Genomic DNA, 15,806 nt, shown 5'->3' with positions numbered 1-15,806 from the left:
GTCTACGGCTTGGGCGCAGCCGCGGGAGCCTTCGACTTCGCCTTGGGCGTGGCCGGCGCCTTCTTGGTGGGGCGCTTGCGCTTCTTGTCCTCCGCGTCCTCCGGGCAGGGCGGACGCGGGCCGTCGCTCGGCGGCTGGATGGTGAAGTCGACGCGGCGGTTGAGCGCCATGCCTTCTTCCGTCGCGTTGTCCGCCAGCGGCCGCGAGCGGCCAAATCCCTGCGAGCACAGCCGCTCCGCCGCCACGCCGCTCTCCACCAGGAAGCGCATGACGCTGGCCGCGCGGCGGCGCGACAGGTCCAGGTTGTACGCATCGCTGGCGCGAGAGTCGGTGTGACCCTCGACGTGCACCCGGTCGGCCTCGGTGTTCTCGTTCATCACCCGAGCGACCTCCTCCAGGATGGGGAAGGACTCGGAGAGGATGATGTCCTGGTCGGTGGCGAAGTTGAGCTGCTCCAGGATGACAATCCGGTTGCCATCGCGGCGGGCCAGCGGGCACCCGTCCTTGCCGCGGCTGCCGGCGGGCTGGTCCGGGCACCGGTCGAGCCGGTCGACCACGCCGTCACCGTCCTTGTCCGTGTCCGGGCAGCCCATGTTGGCCACGGGGCCAGCCACGTCGGGGCACGCATCCGACTCGCCAATCACGCCGTCACCATCCGGGTCGATGGGCGGCGGCGGGGGCTCGGGCGGCTCCTTGAAGCGCTCCAGGGCCTCCCACTCGCGCGTCTTCGCCGGAATCCACAGGATGGACGTGAAGAAGCTCAGCGAGGGCGAGGCGATGGAGCAGCCGCAGCCCATGCCGCCGCCGAACGTGAAGGTGAGCCCGGTGGAGCTGTACCAGCGCAGGCCGAAGAGCGCCTCCGCGGGGACCTGCCGGGGCTCATCGGGCTGCTTCTGCAACCCCACCGCGCCGTGCACCATGCCCACCGCGGTGACACCGCTGCCGCGAAGGATGGGGACCTCCGCGCCGACGCCGAAGGGCATCATGTCGCCCACGGACACGCCGCTGAAGACGCGGTCCGGGCGCTTCCAGAAGCCGCCGTTGAGCGCCAGGAGGATGCCGTTCTCGAAGCGATAGTCCAGCACCAGGCCCGGGGCCCAGGTCAGCTCGCCGTCTCCGGCGAAGGCGTCCTGGGCGCCGGTGGGGAAGCTCACGTTGAGCGTCACCGCGCCGCCCCAGCCCTTGCCCTCGGCGGGCCGGCGCAGGCCCGGGATGGCCACCTTGCCGGTGAGCCGGAGGTCACCGAGCACGAAGCTCTCCACGCTCCCCTCGGTGCCGATGACCTCCAGGTTGGCGCCGCCCTGGGCGAGGATGAGCGGCATGTCCACGCCGACCTCGGCCCAGTCGAAGAGGCCAACGGTGGCCATGACGTCCAGTTGAAGGCGGTTGCCGACCAGGTTGATCTTGCTCAGGTCTCCGCCCTCGGGAATCAGCGACAGGGGGTTGAGCGAGTAGCTGAGGTACGGCCCGGCCGAGACGGACAGGTGTGACAGCGGACGCGACTGCTGCACCACGACCAGGTCCTGGGGCGCGCCGGACGGACGGAAGAGCTGCACGTTGAAGCGCGCGTCTGGCTGAGCAGTGGCGGCGGTGGACAACCCCAGCGCCACGATGAGGAACAGGTGCGAGGGCTTCATCGAGCAGGGCGCCGGGGGCGGAGGAACGTGAGGCCCGCGGCGAGCAGTAGCAGGAAGGTGGTGCTTCCAGCGGGCGTGGCGTCGGCGGTGGTGCCGCAGCAGAAGGCGCCGCCTTGGGGCTCGGTGCCCGGCTTGCGGCGGCCGCGCTCGCACTCCATCGTCTTCGCGGAGCAGTGCTCCACGCCCAGGCAGTCTCCGCTGTCGGAGCAGGCGGTGGAGCAGGTGTTGGTCGCAGTGTCGCAGGTGCCGCCGCAGGGGCAGTGGGCATCCGCGAAGCACTCCACGCAGGAGGTTCCGTCGCAGACCGTTCCCGGCTCGCACGTCACCGCGCATGCGCCCGAGTTCTCACACGTGCGCGTGGTGGGGTTGCACACGCCGCTCCCGCAGTCCCCGTCATCCGTGCAGCCCACGCAGGTGCTGCCCTGCACGGTGCCATTGGAGAGGCAGAAGGGGGTGTCACCACCGCAGGCGCCACAGCGGGGGCCGCAGTGCTTGTCCGTGGTGCAGGACGCGCATTCGCCACTGAGGCAGAACTGGCCGTCGCCGCACTCCAAGTCGTTGCGGCACTGGACGCAGACTTCGCCGTCGAGGCAGTAGGGGCGCTCGCCGGGGCACTTCACGCAGCCAGGGCCGCAGCTGTCGGCCGTGTTGCACGAAGGCACGCTGTCCACGCAGCGGCCGTTGGCGGTGTCGCACTGCTGTCCCGCGGCGCACTGGCTACTGGTGGTGCACTCCACGCAGGTCGGCTTGGCACCGGGAGTCAGCGCCGCGCACTGGGTGCCGCTGGGACAGCAGTTGCAGGAGTTGCCTGCGCACGAATCATTGGTGGCGCAGGGCGAGCACACGTTGTTGGTGCAGGACTCGCCTTGAGGGCAGTGGGCGTCTTGCGTGCACTCGCGGCACTCGTGGAGGTCGGTGGCGCAGACCTCGCCGTTGGTGCACTGGCTGTCGTCGTTGCACTCGACACATGTGAATGTTTCGGTGTCACAGGCGCCCGTGGCGCAGTCGCTGTCTTCGTTGCAGCCGGTGCACTGGTTGGTTTCGAGGTCGCAGCGGCCGTTCGGGCACTGGCCGTCCTCGGTGCACTGCACGCACTGGGTGCGGCCGTTGATGTTGGCGCAGTGGGGAGAGGATTCGTTGCAGGGGGAGCAGTACTCGCCGCAGAAGAGCGAGGAGTCGCAAGGCGCGCAGAGCGCCGCCGCGTTGCAGTGGAAGAAGGAGCCGCATCCTCCGTTGCCGGGCAAGTTCGCGTTGCCGCGGTTGCACTGCTCGCAGCGGTCGGGCTGGCCTTCGAAGGAGAGGATGCCGTTCTCCGTCTGGAAGAACTGCGCGGGACGGAGGAGCTGGAATCCGGAGCTGAAGAGGTTGACGATGGGCGGTTGGTTCGCGGCGCGCTCGAAGTCAGTGAAGGCGCCCGTGTGCATCGACAGCTCCAAGGCTGCGTGCTCGCCGACCTGCGTATAAAGGGCTTCGACCGCGTAGAGCCCGGGCGAGCTGAAGGTGACGCTGTTGGTGGTTCGCCACGTAGGGAACCCGAGCATCGGTGGCCGATTGATGACCTGATAGCCCTGGTTGCGGTCGTAGATGACGAGGCTGATGCCATCATCTGCGTAAAAGCCGAAGTGAAGCGGCTGACCCGCCAGATCCGCGGTGACGTTCAGGTAGCCGCGAAATCGCGACGCGAACGGAGTGAAGGCGTCGTTGTCCTCGATGACGTTGAAGGTGCATCCGCCAATCGAGCACCCGGGGGCCGTGACCTGGCTGACGAAATCGCCATAGCTCAGCGTGCGTCCGTCATTGAGGTTGTTGGACAGGTCGAAGGGCGTACGCAGCACCGTTGTGACACGGCTCTGCCTGCTGGCGGGTTCCTCGAGGAAGCCGTTGATACCGTCGATGTACGTTCCGCGTGACTGCGGAAACTCATTCAAGGGGCGCGTCCACACATTGGACGCCACGCACAGGCCTTGCCCATCACCAGCGAGTGCGGGAGCAATGGGGGGCCCTTGGATGACGACATCGGGCAGCTTCTGGCCCCAGGCGGTCGAGGCCGCGAGGCACACCGCCAGGACAGTGAGCGCGGTACGCGCGATGCGGGACACGGGCGATTTCAAAGCCCCGCAACAATGCGGGATATCTCCCACAACCGCAATTCCGGCAACGTGCGGCTTTCCGCTACGACGTCGCAGGTCCTCCAGCGGTCGCTCAACGGCGGAGATTCAATGCGCCGCTACTACCCGGAATAGTTCGGAATGCAGGTCGCTCCGGCTCAGACCCGCTTGCAGCTCACGTCCCCATCCTGGGAGCGGATGAACGCGGCGGTGAGTTCCGTGCCCAGTGCCGCGCACAGCACCTCGAAGGTCCGCCGCCGGGCGCCGCCAACCACAGACGGCTGGCTGGCCAGCGTCTCCGGATGTCGCACGAAGATGTTGTAGCCCACGATGCATCCATCCGCGCGGAGCACGGTGATGCCATCGGTGGCCATCATTCCCCGCAGCAACTGGGCGGCGGCGCGCACGGCGGTGCCCGCGCTGTCAGTGGGGTCCACGTGGTAGCGCTCCAGCAACGCCACGATGTCCAGCGGACGGGGCAGGATGATGCCGTCCACGAACAACGTGGAGCCCGCGCGCTCCCGGGGCAGCACCGCCACGAGCGCGCCGTGGGAGCCCTGCATCACCTCGAAGAGCACCCGGCGGAAGAACCCACGCGCACGCTCGCGACTGTGCGTGGTGACGCCGGCCGTGACGACGTCCGCCAACTCATCCATCACCTCCGGCGGAGAGGCTGACTCCACCCTCGCGCCGGACAGGTACACGTGCCGGCACAGCCCTCCGCCCGAGCGCAACTCCAGGATGTTGTCGGCGAGCTGAAGCACACCCACGACGCCCGCGCCCCTGTCCTCGACACGGCGCAGCCGCTCCAGCGGCGTCTCCGCCAGAGGAAAGGGGTCCGTCCGGAAGACGCCGTAGGCGAAGCCCTCCGGGACGCGCAGCAGGTACAGCGCCCACCAGCGCCCCTGGCCTAGCGGCGCGCACTGCTTGAGCGCGCGCTGGATGGTGGCGCGCGAACGCGGACCGATACCGATGGCAATCGGGTCATGCCCGCCCAGGTGTTCGAGCATCTGTCCCAGGTCGTCTCCCACGAAGGCCATGGGAAACAGCGGGGCGCCCTCCTCGCGATAGCGCGACAGGGTGACGATGAGCTCGCCGATGGCGTCCGCCGTCTGCTCGCAGGACATGCGTGCTTCGTCCAGGAACGTGCTGACGGCGTCGGTCAGCAAGTGTCGGAAGGAAAGGACGAGAGGTGGCGAGCCCAGTCCGGCTGGGTCCGAGCCGTTCATGAGACACCCAGCATGGCGCATTGCCGCCGGACACGCACGGACGGAGTGACAGCGGGCCAGGAGGCTTGTTCCCTCACCGAGGCGCCATCGTGCGCCAGTGTCCGCCGATTCAGCTCGGGCTGATGCCGGGTGTCAGCGTCACTGAGTACCCTCGGGACGCACGGTCCGTCAGGACAAGCCTGCCCGAGCCTCGTCCAGCCGGGTCGCCGTCTGGTTCCAGTCGCTGGCCAGCCCGTCGAGCTGCTCCAGGATGTCGGAGAAGTACCGCGCCTCCAGAGCCTTCGACAGGGTCGCGCCGTGGGCATCCGCCCACTTCTTCGTGACGCGAGCCCGCACCTGGGCGCCCAGCAGGTCCACGAAGCGCTCCATCAGCGGCGTGGACAGCAAGGTGCCCGCCCAGACGACCGCGTCATGGCCCATGCCGCCCGTGGCCACCGTCACCACCGCCGCCGCGCCCGACGGCACGGAGTACACCAGCGTCGTCAGTGTCTGGAGAAGCTCCTCCCGCATGCCACCCTGAAGCTCCGCGGAGACCAGCTCCCGGCAGTACGCATACAGCGTGGCCCGGTCCGCGGCGTGCGCGTGCAGGGGCTCGAAGCCCAGCGGCTCCTCCAGCTTCGTCAGCGTCACCGGACCGAAGGCTTCCTCCAGCTTCGTCCGCGTCTGCGCGTCGGCTCGCCACGCGGCCACTTCGGGTGCGAAGGCATCCACCAGCCGTCGCACTCCGTCCTTCAGTGACTCGTCCACCGCGTGGGTCGGCGTGTCCGCGCCCGGGGCTTCGGGCGCGGTGAAGGACTCGCGCACCTTGCGGGTGACGAAGGTGAGCGCCGTGGCCAGCCCCCGGAAGGGCAGGCGCACCCACTTGTGGAACTGACTGCGCGCATCCAGTTCGTCGCGGAAGGCGTCGATGAGCACGTCCGCGGGCACGGCCTTCAGCGCCGCATGCGCCCCCACCACGTCCAGTTCGTGGCGCAGTCGCTTGCGGAGCCGGTCGGGCTCCCGCGCCGCCTCCGAGGCCGCGCGCGACACGGCCTCCATCTCCGCGCGCGCATCCGCGAGCGAGGCTTCCAGCGCCCGGGCCTTCAACTCGCGCGCGTGTTCGGCCTGTCCCAGCAGCGCGCCCAGCGCAGGCTTCCCGTCCAGCGGCTCCGTGGCCAGGGGCTTCAGTCCCGCCTCCACGTCGGGCTGGTGCGGCGCCAGGTAGCGCGCCAGCGCCGGGTGGCCCACGTCCTCGGCGAGCTTGTCCAGGTGCCCGCGGGCCACCTCCTCGCGCGTGGCCTCGTTATAGACGAGCAGGTACGGCCGCCCATGCCCCACGGCCGCGCGCAGGAAGTCCACCAGCGCGGCGTTCTGGTACGTCTGCCGGCTCACCACGAACGCCAGCACATCCACGGTGACGAGCAGCGCCTCCGCGCGCTCGCGGTTGTCGCGGTACACGCTGTCGAAGTCCGGCGTGTCCATGACGAGCAGTCCGCGAGGCACCGCGTCCGACAGCGTCAGGTACAGCCGGCCAGGAGGCCCCGCCTGGTCCACGGGCGCCGAGCCGCCGGAGGCCACGGGCACGATGTCATAGCGCCGCGTCAGGAAGTCCTTCAGCGGCCCGGTCCACGTCTCCGGGTGGGCCGCCGCCAGGCACTGCTTGGTGAGCCCGCCCTCGGGCCTCGCGGGGGACAGCGCCGCGCCCACCAGCGAGTTGAAGAGCGTGGACTTGCCCACGTTGTTGGGGCCGGCGATGGCCACCAGGAGCAGGGGCGCGTCGGCGGAGCCCAGGCGGGGGAGCAGGTCGCGGCGCAGGCGTTCGGCCAGACGGCGCGCGAGCTCGGCGTCCGAGGCGTCCGGGAAGCGCTCGGGAGCGGGCAGGGCGTCCACGGCGGACGCGAGGCAGGTGCGCAGGGTGTACGGGTCTCTCATCACCAGAAGTCCTCGCACCACAGCACGCGGGGCGCCCCATGCCCAGGTACTTGTCCCACCAGGTGTCGGCCGGGGACAGAGCGGGTGGAGCGCGGTAGGGTGAGCCCATGCGCCTTCTCGCCGCCTGCCTGCTCCTGTCGGGGCTCGTCGCCTGCACCGCCGCGAACACGAATGCCCCCGCGTCCGACGCGTCTCACGCCAAGGGCCCGTTGCCCTTCATCGAGGATGACTACGCCCGCGCGCTCGCCGAGGCCCAGGCGAAGGGGCTCCCCCTCTTCGTCGACGTCTGGGCGCCCTGGTGTCACACGTGCCGGTCGATGAAGGCCTACGTCCTGTCCGACGCGTCGCTGGCCCGGCACTCGGACCGCTTCGTGTGGCTGGAGGTGAACACCGACCTGACGTCGAACGCGGCGTTCCAGGAGCAGTACCCGGTGGAGTTCTGGCCCACGCTGTATGTCATCGACCCGCGCCAGGAGAAGGCCCTGCTGCGCTTCGCCGGCAGCGCCACCGTGGCGCAGTTGGAGAAGCTCTTCGAGGACGGTGAGCGCGCGTACAAGGGCGGCGTCACTGGCGCCGAGGCCCTGCTGGCTCGCGGGGACGCGCTCTATGCGGAGGGGCGCTCGGCCGAAGCCGCGGAGACGCTCGCGGAGGCCCTGGTCGAAGCGCCCGCGGACTGGTCCCGCCGGGGCCGCGCGGTGGAGTCGCTGCTGACGGCGATGTACGGCGCGAAGCAGCACGAGGCATGCGCGCGCAAGGCGTTGGAGGAACTCCCGAAGACGCCCCGCTCGCTGTCCTGGGCCAATGGCGCCCTCTTGGGCATGTACTGCGTGCTGTCGCTGCCGGAGGACCACGCGGCGGGGGCGGAGCTGCGCGGCGGCCTGGAGGCCAAGGTGGCCGAGGCGCTGGCGCCCCCGGCCATCGAGATGTCCGCGGACGACCGCTCTGGCCTGTACGAGGTGCGCGTGCAGGCGCGCGAGGCGGCGAAGGACACGGCGGCCGTGAAGGCCCTGTCGGAGGAGTGGCTGGCGTTCCTGGAGGCCGAGGCCGCGAAGGCGCCCAATCCCCAGGCGCGGACGGTGTTCGACTCGCATCGCATGCTCGCGGCCATGAAGCTGGAGACGCCCGCCCGGGCGATTCCCGCGCTCGAGCAGAGCGAGAAGGACCTGCCCCAGGACTACAACCCGCCCGCGCGCCTTTCGACGCTGTACCGGCTCGTCGGCCGGCTGGATGACGCGCTCGCCGCCAGCGACCGTGCCCTGGCGCGGGTCCAGGGGGCGCGGCGGCTGTCGGTGCTGTCGGGCCGCGCGGACATCCTCGTGGCGCGCAAGGACACAGCGTCCGCCGTGAAGACGCTGGAGGAGGCCATCACCTTCGCGAAGTCGCTGCCCGCCTCTCAGGTGTCGCCACGCCAGGTGGCCGGGCTGGAGAAGAAGCTCAGCGGTCTTCAGGCCTCGGCGCAATAGCCGCCGCGCGGGTGTCCAGGTCGAACAGCTCGTAGTCCGGGGCCTGGCACTCGCACATGGCTCCGTCGGTGAGCACCAGCATCGCGGTGCCGGGTGCTGGCGGAGGCGGCGCGCCGTGGGCGTAGTCCACGCGCGTTCCATCCGTGACGAGATGCCGAAGCACGCCGTCGCGGGCGCCGATGGGGGGCAGCCCCAGCATCGCGCGGCTTCGCTTGTCGCGGGTATGGCCCACCACCTGCGTCAGGCCCGTGGGCAGGCGTCTCGGGTCGAAGCGGCGCCGGGGCGTGCCGCGCACCCGCTCGGCGTCCTCGGGCAGCAGGCTGGGGCGCTGGTAGAAGATGCCCGTGCCCTCGCCCTGGGCCGCGTTGCCTGGGTGGTGCAGTCCCGGAATGACGAGCGGGCCTCGAGTCCAGCCCGCTACCGCCGCATCCAGGGCCGCGTTCAGCGCCGCCGCCACCTGGTTCGCGTCCTCGCGCTGGGCGGGAGGCAGGCGCGTCACGTCCAGGTCCTCCTGCGTGACGCCCGCGTGCAGCACCAGCAGGTCAGGGGCCGCGGCGTGGGCCACGCGGAAGCGCTTCACCCGCAGCAGGTGCTCCACCCAGGCGCGCTGCAGCTCGCGGAAGTTGCCGAAGTCGCGGGCCACCAGCTCCGCGGAAGGAACTTCGGGCCAGCGCGCGAGGAACGCCTGCTCCGCCGCTTCGTCCGTAGCGCCTCCCTGGTAGAGGCGGTCCGCTTCGGCCTGGGCCTCGGCGAAGCGCGCATCCGTGAAGCCGGCCAGCTCACCCACTCGCCCCAGGTCGTGGTTGCCCAGCAGCATCACCGTCTGGTTCGCCGGGTGGGCGGCCAGCCACGCCACCAGCGCCAGCCCACTGGCGGCGGCGGACTCACGTTCGGGGGGCTTGCCCCAGTCGAAGTGGTCTCCCACCGAGATGAGCTGCACGTCGGAGCGAAGCCAGCCCTCGCCGGTCAGCAGTCCGTGGTTCGCCAGGATGGCCAGGACCTGGTCCAGGTCGGCCTGAGGGTCCCCCATGACGAGCCGCCGCCGCCAGACATGGTCCTCCGCTGGGACGGAGCGCGGTGCCTCCGCCGCGGCCTCGGCGGCCCGCGCGAGCGTGGCCTGGATGGATGACGTCTTGCTCACGAGCTCTGGAAGAACCGGGCGATGAGCGCCGAGCGGCTTTCCACCCGTGCCTTGCTTAGCAGATGCGTGACGTGGACTTCCACCGTGCGCTCGGCGCAGCCCAGCCGGCCGGCGATGGACTTGTTCGTCTCGCCCTGGATGATGTGTGTCAGCACCTCGGACTCGCGAGCGGTGAGCGACCAGCGTGCCGACAGCGCCTGCACGCGCGCGGCGGCGCTGGACGCGGTGCCGGTGTCGATGGCCAGGTAGTGCGGTGGCAGGCCGGTGGTGAGCAGCGGCGTCATGGTCAGCGGGCCGGAGCAGGGAATGCCCTGGGCGCCCCGGCGCAGGGACTCCATCAGCTCCGGGTCATGCCGTTCCAGCCGCGCGCGCCCGGCGTTGTTGGCGTGCACCACGCGGCCACTGGAGCTGACAATCCAGGCGGCGCGCCCCAGCGCTTCCATGGCGACCTGCAGCGCCGTGGACATCAGGCCCGACTCGCGCAGCCGCGTCTCCATGGTCAGCCGCCGCTGGAGCGCGGGCGTCAGGGCCTGGAGCAGGCGCTGCTCGCGCTCGGTGAAGGGCTCGGCGCGGGCCAGGCCCACCCAGCCCAGGAGCACCGGCCCATCACAGACGAGCGTGCGCAGCCATTGCATGTTCTCCACGCCGAGCTGCCGGAACATCGCCGCGGAGCGGGCGCTGATGCGCTCCCGGGTGCTCTCCAGCGATTCCTCGCTCATGCCCAGCCGGCGCCCCACCTCGCTGGCCGACAAGTCATGCAGCGGCAGTTGGCGGGCTGACTCGGTTTCCGTCAGCGAGCGGAAATGCAGCGCGCGGTTGCGCTGCGCGGGCTCGGGCCGGGCGGGATTGAACCAACCCCATGGGTCTCCCCAGGCAGACACCTGGCTCTCAATGGCCGCATGCACTGTCGCGGCGGGGAGTGGGAAGCCCGCGCAATAGGAGTAGCTCGCGTGGTAGCGCTCGGGACCTACGTCCACGCCATAGGCGACGGCACGTTCGGCCCGCAAAGCCTCTCGTAAAGCGCCTAGCACCGGGGGCAGGGATTCTGTCCCGGGCTCGGCCTCCACGAGCATTGCCTCAAGGTCCGTCAGCAGGCCTTGCTCCTCGGAATTCAAACGAATCACGGTTTTGGAAGTATACGCCCGTCAGGGTTTGCGCCCAGTCCCTGACCCTCCTTCACTCGCGTCTTGAACGTTTAGAATTGTCCCCACAGGGGCTTCTTGGCTTTCAAACGTTCTGGGTTTTTAATGACCCAGGGATTTCCCCGATAGCCGGACACGGGGCAGTGGCGGAACACTCTCATGTTGGCCCCCGGGGGGGAGGGCCGCCGCGGTGAACTGTGAGCGCGCGCCGGGCGCTCGGTTTCGGGTGCCCGGTGCGCCGCTCCTTTCCCGCACGCCTGGCGTCCGCACTCCAACCCGCGAGGATGGCTGCCTTTGTGGGCCCACCAGACCTCATGGGACATGCAGGAAGCGAGGCAGGCGCCCGGGGGGCACCACCCTGCGCAGGAAATGAAGCATGCCCAGGCCCAGGTAGGCCATGCCCAGGGCCAGTGCAGCCCAGCCCAGCCAGGCGCTGATGGCGCCCGTGCCCAGGCCCACCAGGGCCCAGATGGCGAGCGCCGTGCCCACGCCCCAGGGCATGGCCGTGCGCAGGTGGGGCGGACTGAAAGCACCGCCCAGGGCGCAGAAGGCGGCCGCCATGACGCCAAAGCCGAACCACTTTGGCTCCTGGACGGGGAAGATGGCCGCCATGGATAGCAGCGCCGTGAAGAGTCCGAGAATCGCGAGTCCCAGGGTCATGGCTTACTCCGTGGCTGTTCCTGGGAAAGGTGCTCACCGAGCGCGTAGCGCGTAACGCACCTTCGGTTCGTGGGCTTCGCGGCATGCCGCGTGGTGTCGTGCGTAAAGGCGTGAAATCGCAACATCCTTCCGCTCGGCACGCTGCTGGCTAGGCTGCCAATGGATTGTTCCACCGTGCGACGGCCGGCCCACGTGAAGAACGGATGGACACCTGGAAATGCGTTCGATGAAGACGAAGAAGTCCGTGAAGCGCGCGTTGTGCATGGCAGTGGTGATGACGGTCTCCGGTTGCAGGGCGCCCGCGGCGTTGGGGCCCGGAGGCGGCATGAGCGCTTCAGAGGGCTCCGACTCGGCCGCGTCGTCCGAGGGCTCCGACTCCGCTGCTTCATCCGAAGGGTCCGATTCCGCTGCTTCGTCCGAAGGCTCGGGTGAGTCGAGCCAGTCGGACTCAGGTGCATCGTCGGAGGGCTCGGGCGACTCCAGCCAGTCGGAGTCGAGCGGTTCCAGTGGAGAGGGCTCCAGCCGGTCGGAGTCGAGCGGCTCTGGTGAAGAGGGCACGAGCCACTCCGAGTCGAGCGGTTCCAGTAAGGGGGGCTCCAGTCAGTCGGAGTCGAGCGGCTCTGGTGAAGAGGGCTCCAGCCGGTCGGAGTCGAGTGGCTCCAGTGAGGAAGGCGGCGCGAGTGAGGGCTCCGCGGGAACGGAGAAGGCGGACGGTGAGGCGTCGCGCTCCCGCAGCAACAACAGCAGCCAGTCGAACAACAACGACGTGGCGTCCTCGGTGACGGTGGCCGCGCTGGTGGTGGGGCTCGGCATCATCATCTGGCAGGCGTATGCCGCGGCGGAGCGGCGCCGAGGGGTGTCTCCGAAAGAGGCGGGCCGCGCGGCCCAGGTGTACCTGCGGGCGCGCACGCACCAGCTTCGTGAGGACCTCGCCCTGGGAGCGGGGCCGACGGTGGAGGACCTGGCGGCGGCGGCGCGCATCCGGCGTGAGCACCTGGGCCTCTTCGGGCGCGTGCTGCGCGCGAACCGGAAGGAGCTGCTCGAGATGGCCGAGGCGAGCACCCTCACGCCGGACCGCGCGCTCGCGTGGCTGGAGCGGGTGGGAGAGCTGGCGCGGGCCGAGCCGCAGCTGGAGGAAGATCGCCGCGCGTTCCTCGCGGCACCGGCCCAGGAGGGCACCGCGACGGTGGCGCACTGATGCGCTGGCTGCGGCTGCTCGCGCTCGTCTTCGCGCTGCCGGTGCACGCCGAAGATGCCCTGGCCTTGCGCGTCCACGCGCTTGAGCAGGCGGGCGTGGTGCTACGGGGCGCCGCAGCAGCCAACGCGGACCTGGTGACAGAGGTGGAGGCGGGACTGGAGGCCCTGCCTCCGGCGATGCGGCGTCCACCCGGAGGTCCTCTGGAGTTGGTGCTGCACGCGGAGGCCGCGCCGCTGGGCGTGGGCGATGGCTCCCCTGCGCGTCCCGACTGGACGGAGGGCCGCGCGCGGTTCCACCTCTACCAGTACGCCCCATCGGACGAGCGCCGTGCCACGTTGCGCCTGTCTCGGCTGACGGACGCGGAGTCAGAGCGGCTGTGGCGCCGGCGCGCGGTGGTGCACGCGGTGATGCAGCGCTGGGATGACGCGAAAGGCTGGAGCGGCACCCCGGCCTGGCGCCGGCTGTCGGGCTGGATGAAGCCCTTCGAGCGGCCCCTGGTGTGGAAGGAGGAGGTCCGCCTTCGCTACGCCGGAGCCTTCAGCCGCGCCATGGGCCAGCGCAGCGCCTCGTTGGATTGGGTGACGTTCGCCGAGGAACTGCTCGTGCCCGTGGAGTCCCTGCGCGCGGACGCGCTGCCGGTGGATGACCACGTCCGCTGTCAGGAGTTCTCCAAGGCCCGTGCGCTGACGGAGCAGTTGGAAGCGTCGGGCTTGGGCACGCTGCCGCCGCGCGGTGACTGCCCCGCCTTCGAAGCCTGGGCGGAGTTGGAGTCCCTGTCGCACTTCGAGGTGCTGCTGGTGGCCTCCACTGGCCGTCAGCCGGAGTCCCTCTTCGGACACCTGCTTCTGCGCCCGGTGTGGCACGAGGGCGAGGTGCCACGAGGGCCCGCCTTCGAGCGGGTGGTGCAACTGGTGGCGCTGACAGGCATGGAGTCCAAGGGCCTGGGCTACGTGGTGAAGGGAATGACGGGGGCCTACGACACCGTCTTCCTCACGGGGACAATGGGCGACTTGTCCCACGAGGCGCTGGAGCTGGAGCAGCGCTCCATCCGCCGCTTCCGCCTGCGCCTGAGGCCCGGCGAGGATGCGCGGATGCTGGAGCGGGTGTGGGAGCTCGAGCGCCGTGGGTACATGGGCTACTACTTCTTCACGGACAACTGCGCGAGCGCGCTCGTCTTCCTGCTCAACGGCGCGCTGGAGGGTGGGCGGGAGCTGCGTCCTCCCGGCACGCTCTGGGTCCTGCCCACCGCCACGCTGGACACCCTGGCCCGGGTGCAGGTGGAGGAGCCAGGGGGCGAGATGTCCTCCCTCCTGGAGCACATCCCGGATGCGTTCGAGTCCACTGGGGATCGCGCGGTGCGTGCGCACTCGGCAAAGAAGGAGGCACTGGACGCGCTGGCCGGACATGTCGGCGCAGATGAACTCGCGCGTCTCCGGGGTGTGCATGCCCGGTTGGAGTCGCCGGAGCCGCAGGTCCGCGCCCAGGCCTATGATGACCTGCCCGGGGTGGTGGCCGCGCTGATGCACTCGGCGAAGACGGCGTCCCGCGACACGGTCCGCGCGCACTTGCATGCCTACGTGGCGCACGCGGTGCGGGTGGAGCGCGCCGCGGTGGACCGTGCCGACGGCGAGCGCCTGCGAATCGAGCGCGAGCGGATGCTCGCGGTAAATGTGTCGGTGGCGGGCTCGGCCCGGGCCGGCACGGCCGAGCGCCAGCGCGTCTTCGAGACCGAGGACGCGCTTCAGCGGAGGCTCGCGGTGTTGGACCGCGCCACCCTGCTGAAGGACGCGCTGGCCTCCGCGGAGCGCCGTCCACCCACACCCGAGGAGCTGCGGACGCTGGTGTGGGCCGAGCGAACCGAGGCCACCTTCCACCGTGCCACCGACGTGCAGGGCACGCTCAATGACAGCTTGCTGGCGACCGTGGACCCGGTGGCCTTCCTGCACGCAGACCGGCGCCACAAGGTGGCGGCGGAGACGGCCTGGGCGGAAGGCGCGCTGCGGGAGTCCGGAGCGGGGCGCGTGATGGTGGCCCTGGGCGTGGACTTTCCCGAAGGGGCAGCGGCCCGGCCCCTGGTGGGGCTACGCACCGCGGGCATGGCCGAGGCGCTGGGCGATGCGCGACTCCACGGCTTCCAGCCGAGCAGTGAGCTGCGGGTGCTCGATGGCGAGCTGTTTCTCCTACCGCGCTGGGGGCTGCCCAAGGTGGTGGCCTCGGACCTGACGCTGTTGGGCTACCGCACGCTGCTGCGCGAGCTTCCCCAATTCCGTGACTCCTTCTGGGATTCGCTCGGCTGGGGTGCCGAGGCCCGCGTGGCGTCGAGCGACGCGCGCCTGCTGCGCTATCGCGCGTCGGTGCAGGCGGAGGCGTTGGTGGTGCTGGACGAGGACGCGCGCTTCTCGCGCTTCACCACGGTGGGCGTGGGCGGCCTGGCCGCGGTGCACTGGAACCGGGATGTGCTGACGCCGGCCGCGGGACCTCGCCTGTCACTGACTCACCGGATGGGGCTGTTCGGCTCGGGCGCCAACGCGGTGCGGCTGGAGGCGGCCTACGCGCCCACCTGGCGGGTGGGGGACACTCACTTCACCCACGAGGCGGGCGCGGCGCTTCAAGTGGAGATGTGGCTGGGGCGCGTGGGGCCCTTCGGCGTGCTCCTCACGCCCCGCGCGCAGGTCCGGTGGGAGGGGGCGATTTCGCCCACGCCCCACTGGGAAGCCCTGTCGCCTTCTACGTGGTTGGCCGGCTCGGCGGAGCGGCGTCTGGCACTCGGGTTCGAGGTGCGCTGACGGAGGCGGGCTCGCCGATTCTGTAGCTCGTCCAGAACGGGTGGCTGATGGCCCCCGTCACCGCGCCGATGAAGAGTCCGATGACGTAGAGCGCCGTGTACCCCCAGAAGCCCAGGCCGTAGAAGATGTGACCCTGGGTCGCCGAACCGATGAAGAGGAAGAAGGCGAGGGCGGCGGGCACCGCGACGGAGGAGAGGGCGGCCGCGCCGAGCGCGCGCGGCATCCTTCGCGCGTGGAATCCGCCGAAGGTGCCGGCCAGGAGCCCGTTGAACATGGGCAGGAAGAACAGGGCCAGGCTGGTGAACGCCATCACCAGCGTGCTCACGATGAACCGGTTGTGGACCGGATTGATGGTGTCTGGCTTGAAGGTCAGGTCCGCGGGAATCTCCCGGCGGACGTACTCGTAGCGCGGCTTGGGACCGGCGAGGGCCTTCTCCGGGTCCTGCGTCAGGATGCGCTCGGGCATGTCTGGCTACCTCCCTCGGGGGCAAATCAACGTGTGCTTGATGGTCATGAGTTTGTGACGCCAGC

Annotated in this window: 11 protein-coding genes; 3 read left to right on the top strand and 8 right to left on the bottom strand. The window is 70.3% G+C overall.

Going from position 1 to position 15,806, the window contains the following annotated elements:
- Positions 1-2: 2 nt before the first annotated feature.
- From traB to OZ403_RS36340, 4 genes are all read right to left on the bottom strand, one after another.
- On the bottom strand, positions 3-1,637 hold the full coding sequence (traB, locus tag OZ403_RS36355; protein WP_140795781.1) for an outer membrane exchange protein TraB: 1,635 nt from the start codon (positions 1,635-1,637) through the stop codon (positions 3-5).
- The gene (gene traA / locus OZ403_RS36350; RefSeq protein WP_268782910.1) at positions 1,634-3,736 is read right to left on the bottom strand and encodes an outer membrane exchange protein TraA; all 2,103 of its coding nucleotides are present in this window, start codon (positions 3,734-3,736) and stop codon (positions 1,634-1,636) included. The genes traB and traA overlap by 4 nt, the downstream gene beginning before the upstream one ends.
- A 167-nt stretch (positions 3,737-3,903) precedes the next feature.
- A complete protein-coding gene (locus OZ403_RS36345; RefSeq protein WP_140795779.1) occupies positions 3,904-4,995 on the bottom strand; it encodes a hypothetical protein in 1,092 nt (363 codons plus the stop codon).
- Positions 4,996-5,142: 147 nt separating this feature from the next.
- Positions 5,143-6,885 (bottom strand): GTPase, encoded by a 1,743-nt coding sequence (locus OZ403_RS36340; protein WP_268782909.1) that lies wholly within the window; start codon positions 6,883-6,885, stop codon positions 5,143-5,145.
- Positions 6,886-6,992: 107 nt separating this feature from the next.
- On the opposite strand from OZ403_RS36340, the gene OZ403_RS36335 reads away from it, so the two are divergent.
- The gene (locus tag OZ403_RS36335; RefSeq protein WP_268782908.1) at positions 6,993-8,348 is read left to right on the top strand and encodes a thioredoxin family protein; all 1,356 of its coding nucleotides are present in this window, start codon (positions 6,993-6,995) and stop codon (positions 8,346-8,348) included.
- On the opposite strand, the gene OZ403_RS36330 is transcribed toward OZ403_RS36335, so the two are convergent.
- From OZ403_RS36330 to OZ403_RS36320, 3 genes are all read right to left on the bottom strand, one after another.
- On the bottom strand, positions 8,320-9,489 hold the full coding sequence (locus OZ403_RS36330) for a metallophosphoesterase (RefSeq protein ID WP_140857622.1): 1,170 nt from the start codon (positions 9,487-9,489) through the stop codon (positions 8,320-8,322). The two genes, OZ403_RS36335 and OZ403_RS36330, sit on opposite strands and share 29 nt — an antisense overlap.
- Positions 9,486-10,496 carry a helix-turn-helix transcriptional regulator gene (locus OZ403_RS36325; RefSeq protein WP_237080027.1) on the bottom strand — a complete coding sequence of 337 codons (1,011 nt, stop codon included), beginning with the start codon at positions 10,494-10,496 and terminating at the stop codon, positions 9,486-9,488. Before OZ403_RS36325 ends, OZ403_RS36330 begins: the two co-directional genes overlap by 4 nt.
- Before the next feature lie 447 nt (positions 10,497-10,943).
- On the bottom strand, positions 10,944-11,291 hold the full coding sequence (locus OZ403_RS36320; protein ID WP_090487659.1) for a hypothetical protein: 348 nt from the start codon (positions 11,289-11,291) through the stop codon (positions 10,944-10,946).
- A 226-nt stretch (positions 11,292-11,517) separates the two neighbouring features.
- On the opposite strand from OZ403_RS36320, the gene OZ403_RS36315 reads away from it, so the two are divergent.
- Positions 11,518-12,489 carry a hypothetical protein gene (locus OZ403_RS36315; RefSeq protein WP_268782907.1) on the top strand — a complete coding sequence of 324 codons (972 nt, stop codon included), beginning with the start codon at positions 11,518-11,520 and terminating at the stop codon, positions 12,487-12,489.
- Positions 12,489-15,275: an Lnb N-terminal periplasmic domain-containing protein gene (locus tag OZ403_RS36310; protein ID WP_268782906.1), complete on the top strand. Its 2,787-nt coding sequence runs from the start codon at positions 12,489-12,491 to the stop codon at positions 15,273-15,275. Before OZ403_RS36315 ends, OZ403_RS36310 begins: the two co-directional genes overlap by 1 nt.
- Here OZ403_RS36310 and OZ403_RS36305 read toward each other — a convergent pair.
- Positions 15,217-15,741, bottom strand: a complete 525-nt coding sequence (locus OZ403_RS36305; protein WP_140795772.1) for a hypothetical protein — start codon at positions 15,739-15,741, stop codon at positions 15,217-15,219. The two genes, OZ403_RS36310 and OZ403_RS36305, sit on opposite strands and share 59 nt — an antisense overlap.
- Positions 15,742-15,806 lie beyond the last annotated feature (65 nt).

Source organism: Myxococcus sp. NMCA1 (genome assembly GCF_026810205.1).
GTDB classification, from domain to species: domain Bacteria; phylum Myxococcota; class Myxococcia; order Myxococcales; family Myxococcaceae; genus Myxococcus; species Myxococcus xanthus_A.
The sequence above is the reverse complement of the archived record's forward strand: the minus strand, read 5'-3'. Positions and strand labels throughout refer to the sequence as shown.